Source organism: Reichenbachiella sp., from assembly GCF_039941815.1.
GTDB lineage: Bacteria > Bacteroidota > Bacteroidia > Cytophagales > Cyclobacteriaceae > Reichenbachiella.
Map to the genome: position 1 here is coordinate 181281 of NZ_JBDVDW010000026.1, position 17301 is coordinate 198581.

Below are 17301 nucleotides of genomic sequence, written 5' to 3' on the forward strand. Positions count from 1 at the left end.
GATTATTAATGCTGTTGAGGCGCTAAAGTATGGTAATTACGTATAACTACGTAATTTTTGGACCTATTATTTTCGTAATTACGTATATTTTTACATTTCTCGTTATTTTTTTACCCTTCTGTTTCATTTTTTGTAAAATAGCGGTTGTCACATCACTATAATTATGAATTTTTTGCTGACATGGGTTTTTCATCAATTTTCATTCAATAAAAAGTCTATATTATTGGCATTATTACAGTCATTTGAGTATTTCATTGCAATCATGCAAATACCAATTGGAGTCAAAAAAGATGGCCGAATCACCTAGTTTGTCCAAAAAATGAAATAGTAATTAGTCTAGAATGAATTCAAAAGAACAAGGGAAGTCTGGGGAGGATTATGCACTAAAACACTTATTAAGTCTAGGGTATGACTTGATAGAAAGAAATTATCGATACAGACGAAGTGAGATTGATCTGATCATGTGGTTCAATGTGACTTTGGTGTTCGTAGAAGTCAAGTGGCGCAGTAATAGCAAGTATGGTTTTCCCGAGCATTTTGTTTCTGCCAATCAGCAAAAAATGATAATGGAAGGGGCAGAGCATTACATCTTAGAAAGTAAACACAACGGCCCGATTCGCTTTGATATAGTCGCTATAAATGCTCAAGAGAAATTGGTGCATTTCAAGGATGCATTCCATTGATCATACAATATGGCTAACGGGTACTAAGGTTCGATTAATTCTTTAACCTGAAATAATTTGCACAAAGTATCTGAGACAGCTCGATCTAAACCACATAGTAACACTACTTAGATATCATATAAATACGTTCGATCAACTCCTGAAACTTCTCTTTAATGATGCGACGCTTAAGTTTCAACGTGGGTGTGAGCTCGCCTGTATCTATGCCCCACACTGTTTCTACCAGTTCGAATTTTTTGATTTGTTCCCAGTTACCAAATTCCTCATTGAACCCTTCTACCTCCGATTGAAAGAGTTTGACCACTTCAGGATGATTAATTATTTCCTTGTGATCAGTAGTTGAAATTCCATGTGAAGTTAACCAGTCTTGAAGAGCCTCAAAATTGGGTACTATCAGCGCAGAAGGAAACTTTCTACCCTCACCAACTACCATGATCTGTTCGATGTAGATGCTTTCTTTGAATTTGTTTTCCATCATTTGGGGAGCAATGTATTTCCCTCCTGATGTTTTGAACATCTCTTTTTTTCGATCCGTTATTCGTAAGAAGCCTTCTTCCAATACACCGATATCACCGGTATGGAACCATCCGTTTTGGATCACTTCGTCTGTCAGGTCTGGAGCCTTATAGTATCCCATCATTACATTAGGGCCTTTGCACAGAATCTCACCATCTTCGGCGATTTTCACCTCTACATCCTCGATTAGCGTTCCGACCGCTCCTATGCGCACAAATTCTGGTGTAGCAGCCGTAGCGGTGATCACCGGCGAGGTCTCCGTCAGGCCATAGCCTTCGCATACAGGAATTTCTGCTGCCCAGAAGATTCTAGCCAAACGAGGCTGCAATGCTGCAGCTCCAGATGAAATCATCTTAAGTTGTCCACCAAGAGCTTCTTGCCATTTAGAAAAAATCAACTTTCTTGCTATCTTCAGTTTAAAATGATACCAGGCGCTGAAGGTGCCATTAGGGTCATATCTTAGCCCCAGGTCGATGGCCCAAAAGAATAGTTTGCGTTTTACCATTGGCAGCTCATACCCTTTGGATACAATTTTATCATACACCTTTTCGAGTAAACGTGGCACACATGTAAACATGTTTGGGCTTACTTCTTTGATGTTTTCACCTATCATGTCCATGCTTTCAGCGTAGTAGATGGCGAGCCTATTATAGAAGTATACATAGATGGCCGTGCGCTCATAGATATGACACATAGGTAAAAAACTCAGTGTTCGATCTTGTCCTGCAACAAGGCTATTCATAATTCTGTCGCTCACACCAAGCGTATTCGATACGATATTATTATGGCTCAGCATCACGCCTTTGGGTCTACCTGTAGTACCAGAGGTATAAATAATAGTAAGCAGGTCCTCCGGCTTCACTTCTTCCATTATACTCTTGACTTTGGTCAAGTCCCCATCCGGATCTTTATCTCTTACGGCCGTCCAATGTTCTACACCTTCTACCTCATCGAATGAATAAATAGAATCAATATTCATAGCCGCAGTGGCCGTTTTTACCTTTTCAATTAGTTCTTGATCTGCAGCAAAAATCATTTTCACCTCCGCATGTCCAAATATATATTCGTAGTCTTCAACCGTAATGGTGGGATACATCGGAACGGTAACAATACCGACTTGCTGACAAGCAAAATCAACAAAATTCCACTCCGGTCTATTCGGTGAAACGATGGCCACCTTATCTCCAGGCTGTAGACCAAGTGCCAGCATACCAAGGCTCATCTTATTTACAATCTCAACGACCTCATCGGTCCCATAACCCTTCCATTGTCCAAACTCTTTGTAATTCAGGGCATTTGATAAGCTGCCTTGTTCTTGCTGATAATAGAGGAATTCAAATACGCGTGTGGGTCTCATACTGTTTTGTTTATAGTCTTCTAATATAATTATTCTGCCGCTTTTGAGGGCTAGAATTTACAATTATCAGCGACTTAATCAGGACAATCTTCTCAGCCTGTAGGCATTCATTGCGGTCTTGCCCAGTCTATTCGTAAGTTTATGGTTGACATAAGCGCCCACAATGGCACCCACTCCTGGTATGAGTTGAAGCAACTTGGCCAAGTCTAGATGATCTCTGTACTCTTGTTGAAAAGACTGCCAGTCAAAATCATTGAGATCAGAAGGTAATTTGTCCTTTTGGATTTCCCAGTTGCTTACAATCAGAAAAATTTCATTTCTCCTCTTTTGGCTTGAAAACGCCAACTGAAATATATATAAGATGAATAGCCGTTCTCTATAGTCTTTGGTATCGTAACCATATGAGGAGGCTATATCAAAAAGCATTTTCATTTTTATGGAAAGCCAAAGTGGGAAATCTGCCAGCCCACTGACAAACCCTCCGAATCCTGTAATCGCACCCTCTGCCGTAGCTGTTGATGTATATCGATTGATTTTATCTTTTACTTCCTCTTCTATTTGCATCATCGAACGTGTACCTATTTTAGGCTTAGTCGTGAACTCAGCTCCAAGTAGAACAGCACGGGTCAATTCTTTAATGACTTTGGTAATCAGCTGATGCAGGCGTGTCGGGAGAAGTGAATTGATACGTGTCTGCAGCCTTCTAATGGCCGCTCCAGAAAAGGAAGGCGTTCGTTGCATTGCCAACTGCCACTCCGCCAGCTCTCCTGCTATCTTATCTTCGTATTCAGCCATGATCAAGTGTTTTCTGCATTTCCCATTGTTGTAAGTCACAACTAAAACCGTTGGATTCAAAAAAAGAAATTAGAATTTTCGCCCTCTAGATATTCATCAAAACAAAAAAACATTTTTTTAAACCATCTATTAAAAATAAATTTTAAGGAAAAAAATTAGTTTAATACCTTTTTAATATTAAAAAGGTATTAAACTAATAATTGTATTTAACAGGAGTTAAGTAATTTAACTCAAGCCTCATTCCGTCCTAAGTAAAGTCTTTTTTTAACCAAAAACCCTAATAAATGATGGGATAATCGGGTTTTTACTGCTAATAGGTGAAAGAGGAACGTATAATTTCGGAGTATAATAATAGTGAGTTGTACCTACTATTACTCCTTCACATGTTTTGAAAACTGATGCCGTATAACCTCCGTTACTAAAAAAATAATATCTCCATCTAATTGTACACCCTTCGACCCTTGAAAATTGTTGCTCAAGATCAGGAACAATTGAATAGATGGATGAACCAGTATGCTTAATTATTAATTGATTCAGCTCTTGTAAAGAATTTTCATTTAAATCGTCTTCTCCAAATGAAATACCAATATCAGGATTTTGATTTGATATACCCAAGGTTCTACCTGAAGCTTGAGCATCTTCAAACTCACCACTGTCAAATTGAGCAAATTCGATCTCTATGTGATCCTTTGCATAATTACCAATTTCTTCCAAAGCCTTTTCAGTGTCGGAAGGCTCATAGGTGTCAATTTTTGGTTCATTTTCACAACAAGTGAAAAGGTATAGGCATGCCATAATTATGCCAAGAAGTATTTTAGAATTCTTCATGTTTATTAGGTTGGTTAGTATAAATATTTGGTATTATTTCGACTTCAATTCTTGAAGTTCTTTATATAGTCTTCGCTGCTTGTTTGCTTCCCTGGCGCTTATTTCTCTTTCGAGTCTAATGACTTCATTCAAACTGTCGATTTTTAAATTTAAGCTGTTTAGTTGATCTCTGCATTCGTCTTTAGATGCTATAGGCTGACAACAACAAAGCGTTGAAATAAAAAAAAGAACCAGAATCAACCAGTTTATATTTGTGAGGTGTTTTTTTTCTTTATTCATATTGATTTGGTTGGTTTTTGCCGAGTTGTAAATACAATTATTCACACTGAAAGCAAGGGGGAGTTGCGTGATACCTTATCCAATCTAAAGCAAATTATTGAGAATCTATTACAGTCATCTGAATCAATCAAACCTTCTGGATAATTGTTTGATCAACCGCGACCTAACAGGATGTTATTCTTAGACTTCTTGTCCTTTATAATATCATCATTATCCATAATCAAGTGTTTTCTGCATTTCCCATTGTTGTAAGTCACAAGTAAAACCGTTGGATTCAAAAAAAGATATTAGTCCCTTCTCACGGTCTTCTATGTTTAATACGGATAAAGTTTTGTTTTCGCTCAAAGTATGCATTTTGATAAGCATAGCACTTCCAATACCTTGTCTCCTAAAATCAGGCCTGACCGCCAACTGTGTAATCCTTCCATTCACAGGTTGAAAGATTATGTAGGCGATAAGCTGACCTTCTTTTCTATACTCAAGGATAATTTCTTTTTGGAGGTGGTATTTCACTTGGGTGAGCTGATCCAACATGCCTGGAACCACTCCGCCGAGCTCGGCATACTCATCAATGACAAAATCCCCGACTTCCAACAAAGCATCTGGCATGTCTAGTGTTCTTTTTAGCCGTCCGCCTTTCAACATCAAACATTGGAATTTTTTACTCTTTTGAAATCCTACTCCTTCATAAGATAGAATCGCGACATGGTTGTCTTCTAAGACTTCGAGCACACATTTTTTTACCCCTTCTTTTCTCAGCTGCGGATCTACAAATTCATACATTTTGGCAGTTAGTCCATGTCCTCGATAGCCGGGTATTACTCCCGTGCCTCCATTGTAAGCGGCGAGGGAATCTTCATACTTATTCACAGTATGTAATATAAAAGCTATCAGTTTGTCTCCAGAGAAAACTCCAGGTGAGAGATCAAATCTGATATTAAGCTTTGAAACCATCCGATCCTCAAACGCTTCACGAGACATCTTCATATTTACGCTATAGTCAGAAAAAGCTTCAAGGAAAGTCCTATACATCTGACCCAAATCCTCTCTGGTAAGTGATCGAAAATTAAATACTGGGTTCATCAGCAAAGTCTAGCTCCATTTGGAAGTAAACGCTCGGTAGAGGAAAGCACAATATCTCCGTTTTCATCGGCGAATCCTGTAACTAAAATCTCGGACATGAATTTCCCAATTTGCCGAGGTGGGAAGTTGACTACACAGATCACTTGTCGTCCCACAAGCTCCTCTAGTCTATAAAGAGCAGTAATCTGAGCACTGGATTTTTTTATTCCAAGATCTTTTCCGAGATCAACCGTGAGTTTGTAGGCAGGCTTCCGAGCTTCTGGATAAGGCTCTGCCGTGAGAATGGTTCCAACCCTAAGGTCCACTTTTTCAAATTCATCCCAGGTAAGTTCCGCTTGGCTCATAGCTATATTCGTTCTAAGGTTTTATGTATTAGTTCGTCCACTACATTTCCTGGCTCGCTGGAGAACTCATTAGTAATTCTATTGGCCAAGATGGCATTGAGGCTGAGCACCTCATGCCCTAGCAGTCTGCCCATGGCATAATATCCAGCCGTCTCCATTTCGAAATTTGTCAATCTAAAATCTCCTTTTCTATATTGATTTAGATTATCCATAAGATCAGGAAGTGCATTTTTTGCCCTTACCACGCGGCCTTGTGGGCCATAGAACCCTGGACAAGTGACAGTATTTCCTTTAACCATATCGAAGGCCAACTGGTCGAGTAGTGCGGATGACCCGGCAACACAATAGGGCTGAAAAGGCAAACCAGTTGTGGCTTTCAGTTCCTGTGAAACCGATCGCTCAAAATCGGTTTGATTTAGCGAATAAAAAGTCATCAGTGAGTCCAGCCCCACTGCATGATCAGATGCCAGAAGCGTGCCTACTGGAAGATCTTCTTGCATGCTGCCGGAGGTCCCTATTCTAATGATCTTTAGCGCAGTTTTTTCTTTTTTTACTGCCCTTGTCTTCAAATCTACATTGGCTAGAGCATCTAGCTCGGTTAGAAAAATGTCAATGTTGTCTGTGCCCATCCCAGTACTCATGACGGTTAGCTCTTTGCCTTTATATATGCCTCGATGAGTTACAAATTCGCGATACTCCTGTTTAAAATCCACACGCTCAAAGGCAGACGTAATACTGCTCACACGTCTAGGGTCGCCAACAGTCAGAATGGTATCGGTGATGTCCTCAGGCCTAAGGTGTAGGTGGTAGACGCTTCCATCTGGATTGACGATAAGATCGGTTGTTGAAATTGTGGACATGCTTATTACTATTGGGTTATTCCCGAAAAGATAGTAAAAATCTAAAGCAGCCTTGCCGGAATGATCGGATTATGACTCTATTTTTTGCGCAGGATTACCAAATACCGTTTCTCCTGCTTTCACATCGGCAATCACGACCGAACCAGCCCCTACTCTGGCATTTTTTCCAATTTTCACACCACTTACTATGACGGCGCCAGAACCTATAAAGGCACTTTCAGCCAGTTCCACATTGGCACTGACGGTTGCTCCAGCTCCTACCTGTACAAAATCCTCAAGCTTTGTATCGTGATCCACTGTACATCCACTATGTAAGATGCAGTGATTTGCCATATCTGTCCCCGCTCCTAAAGTGACATTGGCATTGATAAAATTGCCATGACCCATTAGCGCAGACTTAGAAATATGTGCTGATGAATGGATAGCGTTGGTTGGCATAATCTTTCTTTTCTCGATCAAGGCCTTCGCTATGGATTGTTTTTCCTTGTTGTCATCAGTGGCTACGAATGCCTCACATTTTTGGCCAATCAGCTTCAAAAATCCTTGGTCAGTGGTCTTGCCTAAAACAGGAATGTTATCTATTTCAGTATTATGCAGTTTTTTGTCATCATCGAGAAATCCATAAACAACATTTCCGTTGGACTCAAAAATCTCAAGTGCAGCTCTTCCAAGACCGCCTGTACCAAAAATAATAACGGGGTTTTCCATGCGGCAAAGTTAGATATTCTAATCAAACCAGTTAATTATTCCAGAGAAATTTGGGCATTGGGATCGTGTTTAAAATGAGAAGCACCACAAATGGGAGGTAATAAATTTTGAACCGAGCAAGAGTGCCAAAGTTAGGGGCCGAATAACTAAGAAAAATAGACAAAGCACTGATGTAAATAACAATGGCCACTAGCTCTATAGACCAAGTGTAGGACTTTTTTCGAGCATTGTACAGTCCATAGAGGGCACCTATTAGCAACAGTGAGTTTTCAATACAAGAAAATAGCGCTGGAAAAGTTATATCCTCGCCTACCAATGGGCGGAATATCCCTGAAAACCACAAATATGGTAGATTGATCAGGATATCGAGGTCGTTACCAAACCAATACAAGGCGTAGAGAGCTCCCTCAGGAGCCAATAAAAGGTATTCCTGATGACTAGTATTCATGACTTCCCAAAGCACAGAGAAACTCAAATTCGGATTTAACCATGAAAGAAAAAACAGGACAGGAAGGAGCAAGGCAAAAGCGAGTAAAATGGATTTTTTCCATAGAGAAAAAATCTTACGATTGTCCCAAAAATTCTGATGATACATAATCAGAAAGATCAGCAAAGGAAGAAAGACTGCTGCGATATAATATTTGATACTGACAAGAATAATAGCTGCCAAAAAACCAATAAACAGGCCTTTCAGTCGTGTTTTTTTGCTTTGTCGCCAAGACAAATAAGCACCAATCAAAAAGGTGACGGCACCGAATGTCAGGCTTTCTTTGAGCAATCCAGAAGACCAGAATATTATGGATGGGAAATAGTAAAAAGCTGCTGTGGCTGACCCGATCATCATCGGTTTCCACTGGGTGAGTTTATTAATCAGATAGCTACTACCAAGAAAACTAAATAATGAAAAATAAGCTGAAAGCAACCAATAATCAGCATGCGTCAACCATTGTAATACTGCTGTAATTCTGACAAAATAAATGGCCCTGACTGGCTGACTTGGAACGGTCGAGGCCGTAATGGCCTTAAAAAACTCTGCAAATTCAAGGCTCGTTAGTGCAAGGGCCTGATCATAAAACATTAGCGTATCTCCATTGCGATAGTGATGCAAAAACAATTGACCAAGTAGAATGCCGCACAATACCTTTAAAATTAAGGCGGGCCAATAATGCGCTCGTAACAGTGTGCGCTTGTATTTAGAATAACCCGTCATACTGATACCTATCAGTAGTGCTGTATTGATAATATAAATGAGGGTTATCTGCAAGTGTTAGCTATTGATGAGACTTACTCCAATTTTACAAGATAGACATTTCTTTTTCAAACAAAATTCATTTCTAAGACCAATCAGTGCTTGAGATTCGAAGGCATCATTGGCCTTCAATTCCAGATTTTCCCACATGCGAATAATGTTATTATTCTCTGGCTGGACCAGCTGGAGCAGTTGGATAGCCTTCTGCATATATTGATCGTCGTTGGTATACTGCGAATAGGCTGCCAGTAAAGGAGCTACTGTATTAATCAGGATCAAATCTATACTGGAACGTCCGATGCCTCTTTTGATTCGACTACTTTTCTTGCCAAAATCATAGTGTACTTTCCAATAATCAGACACCTCAAAATCAAAAAGTTCGAGGAGCTCAGTTTGATTTTCAAAATGAAGGAACCGATCGAAGCATTTGACATTTTTTGAAAGGAAGGAAGCAAATTGTGCCAGCCTAACCGTCGGAAAATTACCTGGCCTAAGTCGCAAATACTTCCATTCTGCACGTACCATACAGAGATCTGTCAGTCGGTACTTTTTGGAAAGGTAGTCAAACTCATTTCCCAGCAGGACAGCATGGCCATCTTCTCTATCAACAAGAAATCCTGCCATTCCAAAAATGAGTGCCTCCATTTCATCAGGACGCGTCACATGTTTGAGTAGTGTTTTATGGTTTACAGATTCAGCCAGTTTGAGAAAAGCATGATCATTGGTTTTGAATCCAAAATTTCCGGCCAAAAGCTGAAAGGTGGTCTCCGCCCAATCACCTTTGTTTTTTTCCAGTCTTTGCAATACACTTTCAGATTTTTGCTTTAGTCGTGCTACGCCGGCATAGTCTATCATGGCTTGCTTGTCTATGTCTCGAACTTGGTCAAATTGAGAAACGCATGGGATTTTTTCAGGGCTTTTGACGAGTTGATTACATTTTAGAAGTAATTCTGGAGCAATTCTATCCTGCAACTCAAGCACGGAAAGCACTTGTCCATTCTTGCAGGAAACTTCCAGATCGTGTTCCCAGACTACATGCAGCACTACATTATCATAGGCTGAATCATATTGATGTTTGTGACGGTTCCAATCAGATGATTTCAGGTGTAGCTCGACATGACCATACCATGTGATGTCGTCGATCAGGAGTTTCGCATTGAGAAAATCCGGCCCGGCGTCGGTGTTATATTGACCTTTAGTGAAAATTTGTAAGGGCTTTCCTTCTACAGTAGAGAGCTCAATAGTATCGAATTTTTGAAATTGCCAGATAAAATGTAGGAATGATTCGCGCACGGTTAGGTATTGGTCGGTTGAAAAAGATAGTCAGTTGAGCACTATTGACTGAAGTCAGTTTTAGGTGAGACCAAGCTTTTGTGTGAAAGACTGATCACCTGCATCAAAGGTGCTCAATTTTTTAAGCAATCCATCTATTGAAGAATCAGAAACGAACAACTTAAGATTTGCTTCTTTTACAAATCCACTTTGATGCATGTGCTGGATCAGTTCGAGCAATTTATCATAGTATCCATTGATATTTAAAATGCCAATCGGTTTCTGAATCAATCCAAGCTGCGCCCATGTCAAAACTTCAGCCAGTTCTTCTAAAGTACCAAATCCACCAGGCATGGCAATGAACGCGTCTGATTTTTCTACCATGATCGTTTTTCGCTCATGCATATTTTGCGTCTGAATCAGCTCTGTGACTTCTGTATTGGTGATCTCCACTTGATCCAAAAAACCCGGGATCACACCAGTCACACGTCCACCATTGCTAAGGCAGGCATTTGCAACTGCACCCATTATTCCAATTTGAGCACCTCCATACACTAGTCTGATTTTCTTAGCCGCCAACGCTATTCCCAAGGCTTCTGCTGCCTGGATATATATTTTATCATTGCCACTGGATGACCCGCAATAAACACATATACTTTTCATAGAACTAAGTTAGTGGCTGATCCGAAAATCCCAACTATTCGCACTCTAATTATAAAAGTTGGACGTGTGGATTAGGCGAGATAAATTTGCGCACATTTTAAGCAGAGATATGGCAAAGGAAAAAATCAAGGAGGAGGATAAGCGTGCGCTAAACAAAGAAAACTTTGGGAAGCTGCTGGGAATTTTCAGATACCTACTACCCTACAAGTCAAAGTTCATTGTAGGGCTTATATTTCTTGTGATTGGTAGCTTTCTTCTTCTTGCATTTCCATTGATTGCTGGCAAGCTGATTGATGTCGCCTCCGGAGAGGGCACCTGGATCCTAAACGATATAGACACCATAGCATTCAGTCTGATCGTGATTCTTTTCCTCCAGGGGATCATCTCATTCTTTAGGGTGTACTTATTTGCTCAGGTGAGTGAAAATGCCATGGCCGATGTCCGACACGATCTTTACAACAAGTTATTATACTTGCCAATTCCATTTTTTGATAAACACCGCACTGGTGATCTCATGAGTAGAATGTCTGCTGACGTCACTATGCTTCAGACTACCTTTTCTACTACACTTGCTGAGGTCATCAGACAAGTAGTAACTCTCGTGGTAGGCACAGCAGTAATTTTTGTCAACACGCCTGCTTTGAGTGTTTTTATGTTAATGACCTTCCCGGTTTTGATTATTGCAGCTATGGTTTTTGGAAAGAAAATTCGTGGACTCTCGCGTCAATCCCAAGATGAACTGGCCAAATCGTCGACAATTGTGGAAGAGACGCTGCAGTCTATCCTGGCGGTGAAGTCATTTACCAATGAAGTCTTTGAGAAACTCAGATACCAAAAGTCACTCAAAAAGGTCGTCACGACTGCATTGAAAGCTGCCACCTACAGAGCAGTCTTTATTTCATTCATCATCTTTGCCCTTTTTGGTGGTATGGTAGCCATCATGTGGTATGGTGCCCTTTTACTTCAGCGGGGTGAAATGACCGTCGGAGACTTGATATCATTTGCCTTTTATACTGCTTTCATAGGTGGGTCCATTGCAGGAATCGGCGATTTGTTTGGGCAAATACAGCGAGCCATTGGTGCTTCAGAACGGATTTTAGAAATACAAGATGAATCTCCCGAGACTGATCCAAACGCAGAAGTTGTACTGGATGAAATAAAAGGTGATATCCAGTTTGAGCAAGTAGATTTTCAATACCCAAGCAGAAAGGATTTACCTGTGCTGAAAGGACTTTCATTGAAAGTTGATGCTGGAAAAAAAGTAGCACTGGTAGGAAAAAGTGGTGCTGGTAAGTCCACGATTGCCCATCTGCTCATGCGGCTCTACGATGGATATGGTGGAGAAATCAAAGTTGATGGCCAATCGATTGATTCTTACGATCTATCGGCTTTCAGAAAAAACATTGGAATTGTCCCACAAGAAGTCATCCTCTTTGGCGGGTCTATTCGAGAAAACATATCCTACGGTCGCCCTGGGGCATCAGATGAAGAGATAGAATCTGCAGCGAAGAAGGCATATGCATTGGACTTTATCAATTCTTTTCCAGATGGATTGGATACACTCGTCGGAGAACGCGGGGTAAAGCTGTCAGGTGGTCAACGACAGAGAATTGCAATAGCCAGGACTATACTCAAGGATCCTGCTATCTTGATCTTAGACGAGGCCACCAGCTCATTAGATGCTGAATCAGAACAACAAGTCCAATTGGCCCTCACAGAGCTCATGAAAGGTCGAACCACAATGATCATTGCACATCGATTGGCAACGATAAAAGAGGTGGACCAGATTTATGTCATTGAAAACGGCTGCATTAAAGAATCCGGTGCACATAGCGAATTGATAGACAACCTGAAGGGTACATATCACCATCTTGTGAATTTGCAGCTAGTGAAATAAATACACAATTCTTATATAAATTTCATTATCTCCCTGATTATCATTTCCTTTGCGCCTTGTTAGTTGAGATTTTTAATTAACAAGTAGAAAAAACCACCAAGATAAACATATCCATGATTCTCAATTTGTTTTCGGGCACTAACGAAGTCCTGCTATTTGGCGTCTTCGGAATTGTGATCATTTTATTCCTATTAGTCGATTTGGGACTGCTCCATAAGGGGCCAGCAAAAATCACCCAAAAAGACGCACTTCTCCAAACGATCTTTTGGATCGTAGTTTCCTCAATATTTGGTGGGTTAATCTATTTTTTTGGAGGCGGAGCAGATGACGCCTTGGAGTACTTTTCGGCCTACGTAACAGAGAAGGCCCTTTCTGTTGACAATATTTTTGTAATTCTATTAATACTCAGGTATTTCAAAATCAAAGACGAATACTACCATGACATCTTGTTCTGGGGTATCCTTGGAGCCATACTTTTTCGAGCGGTTTTTATCTTTCTTGGAGCACTTCTTATTGGAGAGTTTCACTGGATTCTCTACATTTTCGGGATATTTCTGGTTTACTCGGGCATCAAAATCTTCAATGAAGATGATGACATGGAAATCGAACCAGAGAAAAACTTACTTACCCGATGGGCTAAAAAAGTGCTGCCAATCTCAAACGAAGACAGGGGTGGCAGATTTGCATTTATCGAAAAGGGCAAACTATGGTTTACTCCATTATTTCTTGTGATTCTCTTAATTGAATCTACCGATTTGATTTTTGCCGTAGATTCCATTCCTGCAGCCTTTGCTATTACCCAAAATGAGTTTGTAATCTATACCTCCAACATATTTGCTGTCATGGGATTGCGAGCTATGTTCTTTTTGCTTGCTAATATTTTGGATAGATTCTACCTGCTTCAAAAAGGCCTCTCCGTGGTACTTATATTCATTGGCGTAAAAATGCTGATGGAAATGAGTATTGTACAACAGGGTTTCAATATGGCGTTTGGTGTTGAGCATGCACATATCCCAGTCATCTGGTCATTTATTGTGATCATAGTTGCACTTACCTTGTCTATTGTGCTCTCTATTATGTTCCCTCAACCAGAAGAAATTGTAGAGCCAATAGAAACCACCAAAAATTAACGGTGATAATCATTACTTTTGAATGCCAATTTCCGTTAGGCATCTAAAAGAATATTGTTATGTACATCCCATTTGAAGAAATGGCTGAATCCTCAAGAGTTTGGATTTACCAAGCCGATAGGTTTCTTACCGGACAAGATCAAAAGAAAATCCAGAACAGCTGCAAAGAGTTTATGCAACAATGGGCGGCTCATGGGCAATCGCTCAAATCGTCCTTTCAAATCGTTCATGATAAGTTTTTGGTGATCAGTGTAGATGAAGGATTCAATTTAGCAAGTGGATGCTCAATCGATGCTTCCGTGCATTTGATTAAATCACTAGAACAAGAGCTTCAGATAAATTTTTTCGACCGTACCAAAGTTTGTTTTCTAGTTGATAACGAGATAATTGAAGTCCCGATGACCGCCATCAAGTCTCAGGTAGAATTGGGAAAAATTGCTGATAACACGCTCACCTTCAATAATTTAGTGGAAGATATAAAGTCATACAATGAGCAATGGCAAGTGGAAGCAAAAAACAGTTGGCTAAAGCGTTATTTTTAGTAAGGGGCGTATATGAGCAATGTGTTTTATATTTAGCCAAATAATATATGGAATCTATGACATTTGTTAACAAACTTCTATACGTATTTCTGATTATAGCACTTGCCGCCTGCAGTGCCTCAAAAAAAGCCAATAAGAGTTTTGAATCTGGAGAGTATAGCGATGCCATATATCAATATGAAAAATCAATAAAGCCTGATGATCCAGAGTCAAATTTTCTACTCGCAGAAGCCTACAGAAAATCAAATCGGATTCAAGAAGCTGAGCCGTACTATATGGCCGCTATCGACGCTGGTATCGAAGACGAAAGTGCGTACTACTACTATGCTGTTGCGCTAAAGGCCAATGATGATGTAGAACGAGCCAACAAAGTGCTAGAAAACTACCTAAAGAAAGGACAAGACGAGACCGTTGTAGCTTTAGCTGAAAGAGAACTCAATAATCTGGGTCAACTTCCCGACATAGAGACCAGAGTCAATTATTTCAGAGTCAAGAATCTCGAAGCTCTTAATACGAAATATGCGGAATACTCTCCATTTTACAGTGGCGGCAAACTATATTTTACGTCCAATCGACATGGCGGTAAAATTTATAAAGGGACAGGGACGCCGTTTACGGACATCTATGTTGTCAATACACGTGGGGCAAATGTGGACATCGCCACCCTGGAAGAACTAAGCCCTATTGTAAACGAACCCAATGTCAATCTGGGCTCTATCACTATGTCCAAAAATGGGAACACTGTAATTTTCGCCAAAGGCAATTCAGGAAAATCCTCAGGCTCCAACGAAGTCAATCTTTTCTTCACAAGATTTAGAAACGGAACCTGGCAGACCCCCCGCCCACTGAGTATCAACGGTCAGGATTCCTGGGACTCTACTCCGTCACTAAGTCCGGATGGCACCACGCTATATTTCTCATCTAATAGAGAAGGAGGGTTTGGAGGATTGGATATCTATACCGCCACCCTCAACCGCAGAGGACGATGGGTAGACGTTCGAAATATGGGTGAACATATCAATACTCCTGGCAACGAGATATTCCCATATGTGGGCGGCACAGGAAAAATTTATTTCTCCTCAGATGGATGGCCTGGGTTTGGTGGTTTAGACATTTTTGAAGCTACAAGAGAGGGAGGTCATATTAAACTTGAAAATCTAGGTGCACCAATAAATTCTAACGCAGACGATTTCGGGCTCTTCTTATTTAATCCTTCAAGAGGATTTTTTACTTCCAATAGAAAAGGTGGTAAAGGAGACGACGACCTCTATACTTTCGTAAATGATGATCCAGATCTGAAAATTGTAAATTACTGGCTCTCTGGCGTTACCCAAACACATGATGACAACGGAACGCTTGGCCCCCTTTCCAATACCAAGGTGATACTGAGAGACAAGGACAACCAGATCATCGACGAAAAATTTACTCAAGTGGATGGCAAATACAGATTTAGAGTTTTCTCTGAAGAGACCTACTATCTCGTAGCCGAAAAAGAAGACTATTTTACGACAAGAATTGACTTTTCAACCGTTGGGAAATCGGCTAACAGAGAAGATTTGGTAGAGATGATTACCAATGTGGAATTCAACGTCGATCTGCCACTAGATAAAATTGTGGTTGACAAACCAATTGTCTTAAACAACATTTACTATGACCTGAACAAGGCCAATATCAAGGAAGAAGCAGCTGCCGAATTGGACAAGCTGGTAACTTTAATGAAAGACAATCCCACGATCAATATAGAGCTGAGCTCACATACAGACGTCAGGTCCAGTCATGACTATAACATGAACTTATCGCAGCGCAGAGCACAGTCTGCTGTAAACTATCTCGCCTCACAAGGTATAGAAGGTAGAAGAATGATTGCCAAAGGATATGGTGAGACCAAATTGATAGTAAAAGACGCAAAGACCGAGGAAGAACACCAGGTCAACAGACGTACAGAATTCAAAGTGACGAAGTACAATAAAAAGTTTGCGAAACAGCTCGCCGAGGATGCCGACGAAACAGATCGCTTTTTTGACGACGACGAAGACTCGCAATAATCACTTACTTCTTGAATAGGGAAATTACCTAAGGGCCTATTAATATTTGATACTCACTTAGATAAGAATGAAATATTTGACAAATATTAGTCCTTTTGTCTTCTTTATTTTGCTAATTCTGACCATTATAGTACCTTTTATAAAGTAAACTTGAATTTTAGGAGAATCCCGTATTCTATTTTTTTAAAATTCAGATCATCTTTGAAGTTGAAATTATCTTATTCAGCCAGCTAGCATACGATCCTGCCCTAATTGCTTATTAGGTTGGATTTGAAACTATCAGGTAAATTTCGAGAAGTACATTAGAAGATGAGCATCATAAAATGACGCTATGAGAACAAAATTCTGTTTATGAAAGGTTTTTTTATTAGAGCGACCAGGGTGACACCATCCATATATTTCGATCCGGGAAAAGGGCTTTTGGATATCAGAGGTAAGTCCAGTCCTGAAAATCCCATAGTATTCTATAGGTATATAAATGATTCTATTGATCATTTTGGTAAAACTGCTAAAGAGGCGATTACTCTAAATGCCGCATTTGAATATTTCAATACCAGCTCTTCTAAATGTATCTACATCCTTTTCAAGAAATTGAATGACCTTAAAATTGAGCGAGGCAAAGAAATTCGCATCAATTGGTATTATGAAGAGGGCGACGAAGATATGCTGGAGGCAGGTGAAGATCTTAGCTCTTTTTTCAACTATGAGTTTAACTATGTAGAGATCCCTGAAATAAAAATTTTGGGTGAAATGAAACAAGAGTCAAATGACTGACCAGTAAGTCTATAAACAAATCAAAAGAGGCGGTCTCAATTCCATTTGAGATCGCCTCTTTTTTTGTGCCGTATTCCAGATAAGCATTCAAAGGCACCAAATAGCTATTCGACAAGCCAAATTTAAATCTAACATATCCAGCCATTCGTCGACCGCTTGCTAATAGTCATCTAAAAGTCACCCTTCCAACCTAATATAATTTTCCAAAAGTCCGTTTTACACTCAGCAAATCATAATCTTTGTTTTGTATAATTAATTATGTTAATAATTATACAT

17 protein-coding genes are annotated in these 17301 nt (G+C 40.0%); 6 read left to right on the forward strand and 11 right to left on the reverse strand.

Translation table 11 applies throughout. The features are described from left to right. The first annotated feature begins 341 nt into the window (after positions 1 to 341). Complete coding sequence (locus tag ABJF11_RS05465; protein WP_348118628.1) at positions 342 to 683, forward strand: YraN family protein; 342 nt, start codon at positions 342 to 344, stop codon at positions 681 to 683. Positions 684 to 786: 103 nt separating this feature from the next. Here the strand turns inward: ABJF11_RS05465 and ABJF11_RS05470 are convergent, their stop codons facing one another. The 11 genes from ABJF11_RS05470 to ABJF11_RS05520 form a co-directional block, all read right to left on the reverse strand. Next, on the reverse strand, positions 787 to 2556 hold the full coding sequence (locus tag ABJF11_RS05470) for a long-chain fatty acid--CoA ligase (protein WP_348118629.1): 1770 nt from the start codon (positions 2554 to 2556) through the stop codon (positions 787 to 789). A 78-nt stretch (positions 2557 to 2634) separates the two neighbouring features. Further along, a complete protein-coding gene (locus tag ABJF11_RS05475; protein WP_348118630.1) occupies positions 2635 to 3351 on the reverse strand; it encodes an EcsC family protein in 717 nt (238 codons plus the stop codon). Positions 3352 to 3615: 264 nt separating this feature from the next. After that, the gene (locus tag ABJF11_RS05480) at positions 3616 to 4179 is read right to left on the reverse strand and encodes a hypothetical protein (RefSeq protein WP_348118631.1); all 564 of its coding nucleotides are present in this window, start codon (positions 4177 to 4179) and stop codon (positions 3616 to 3618) included. A gap of 33 nt (positions 4180 to 4212) precedes the next feature. Continuing rightward, positions 4213 to 4458, reverse strand: a complete 246-nt coding sequence (locus ABJF11_RS05485) for a hypothetical protein (protein WP_348118632.1) — start codon at positions 4456 to 4458, stop codon at positions 4213 to 4215. A gap of 210 nt (positions 4459 to 4668) precedes the next feature. After that, positions 4669 to 5541: a GNAT family N-acetyltransferase gene (locus tag ABJF11_RS05490; protein ID WP_348118634.1), complete on the reverse strand. Its 873-nt coding sequence runs from the start codon at positions 5539 to 5541 to the stop codon at positions 4669 to 4671. Then, positions 5541 to 5885, reverse strand: coding sequence for a tRNA-binding protein (locus ABJF11_RS05495; RefSeq protein ID WP_348118635.1), 345 nt, complete (start codon positions 5883 to 5885; stop codon positions 5541 to 5543). Before ABJF11_RS05495 ends, ABJF11_RS05490 begins: the two co-directional genes overlap by 1 nt. A 2-nt stretch (positions 5886 to 5887) precedes the next feature. Then, positions 5888 to 6745 (reverse strand): nucleoside phosphorylase, encoded by an 858-nt coding sequence (locus tag ABJF11_RS05500; RefSeq protein WP_348118636.1) that lies wholly within the window; start codon positions 6743 to 6745, stop codon positions 5888 to 5890. 69 nt (positions 6746 to 6814) lie between these two features. Then, positions 6815 to 7453 carry an acetyltransferase gene (locus ABJF11_RS05505; RefSeq protein ID WP_348118637.1) on the reverse strand — a complete coding sequence of 213 codons (639 nt, stop codon included), beginning with the start codon at positions 7451 to 7453 and terminating at the stop codon, positions 6815 to 6817. A gap of 31 nt (positions 7454 to 7484) precedes the next feature. Then, positions 7485 to 8717, reverse strand: coding sequence for a hypothetical protein (locus ABJF11_RS05510; protein WP_348118638.1), 1233 nt, complete (start codon positions 8715 to 8717; stop codon positions 7485 to 7487). Between the two features lie 3 nt (positions 8718 to 8720). Continuing rightward, positions 8721 to 9995, reverse strand: coding sequence for a DUF2851 family protein (locus tag ABJF11_RS05515; protein ID WP_348118640.1), 1275 nt, complete (start codon positions 9993 to 9995; stop codon positions 8721 to 8723). 60 nt (positions 9996 to 10055) lie between these two features. After that, positions 10056 to 10637: a TIGR00730 family Rossman fold protein gene (locus ABJF11_RS05520; protein WP_348118641.1), complete on the reverse strand. Its 582-nt coding sequence runs from the start codon at positions 10635 to 10637 to the stop codon at positions 10056 to 10058. Positions 10638 to 10746: 109 nt separating this feature from the next. Between ABJF11_RS05520 and ABJF11_RS05525 the strand changes: the two genes are divergently transcribed. The 5 genes from ABJF11_RS05525 to ABJF11_RS05545 all read left to right on the forward strand — a co-directional run bounded on the left by ABJF11_RS05525 (position 10747) and on the right by ABJF11_RS05545 (position 17025). Beyond that, positions 10747 to 12534 carry an ABC transporter transmembrane domain-containing protein gene (locus tag ABJF11_RS05525; RefSeq protein ID WP_348118642.1) on the forward strand — a complete coding sequence of 596 codons (1788 nt, stop codon included), beginning with the start codon at positions 10747 to 10749 and terminating at the stop codon, positions 12532 to 12534. Between the two features lie 113 nt (positions 12535 to 12647). After that, on the forward strand, positions 12648 to 13664 hold the full coding sequence (locus ABJF11_RS05530) for a TerC/Alx family metal homeostasis membrane protein (RefSeq protein ID WP_348118643.1): 1017 nt from the start codon (positions 12648 to 12650) through the stop codon (positions 13662 to 13664). Between the two features lie 59 nt (positions 13665 to 13723). Next, positions 13724 to 14206, forward strand: coding sequence for a hypothetical protein (locus tag ABJF11_RS05535; protein ID WP_348118644.1), 483 nt, complete (start codon positions 13724 to 13726; stop codon positions 14204 to 14206). A gap of 56 nt (positions 14207 to 14262) precedes the next feature. After that, on the forward strand, positions 14263 to 16251 hold the full coding sequence (locus ABJF11_RS05540; RefSeq protein ID WP_348118645.1) for an OmpA family protein: 1989 nt from the start codon (positions 14263 to 14265) through the stop codon (positions 16249 to 16251). A 351-nt stretch (positions 16252 to 16602) separates the two neighbouring features. Beyond that, positions 16603 to 17025: a DUF1987 domain-containing protein gene (locus ABJF11_RS05545; protein WP_348118646.1), complete on the forward strand. Its 423-nt coding sequence runs from the start codon at positions 16603 to 16605 to the stop codon at positions 17023 to 17025. The last annotated feature ends 276 nt before the right edge of the window (positions 17026 to 17301 follow it).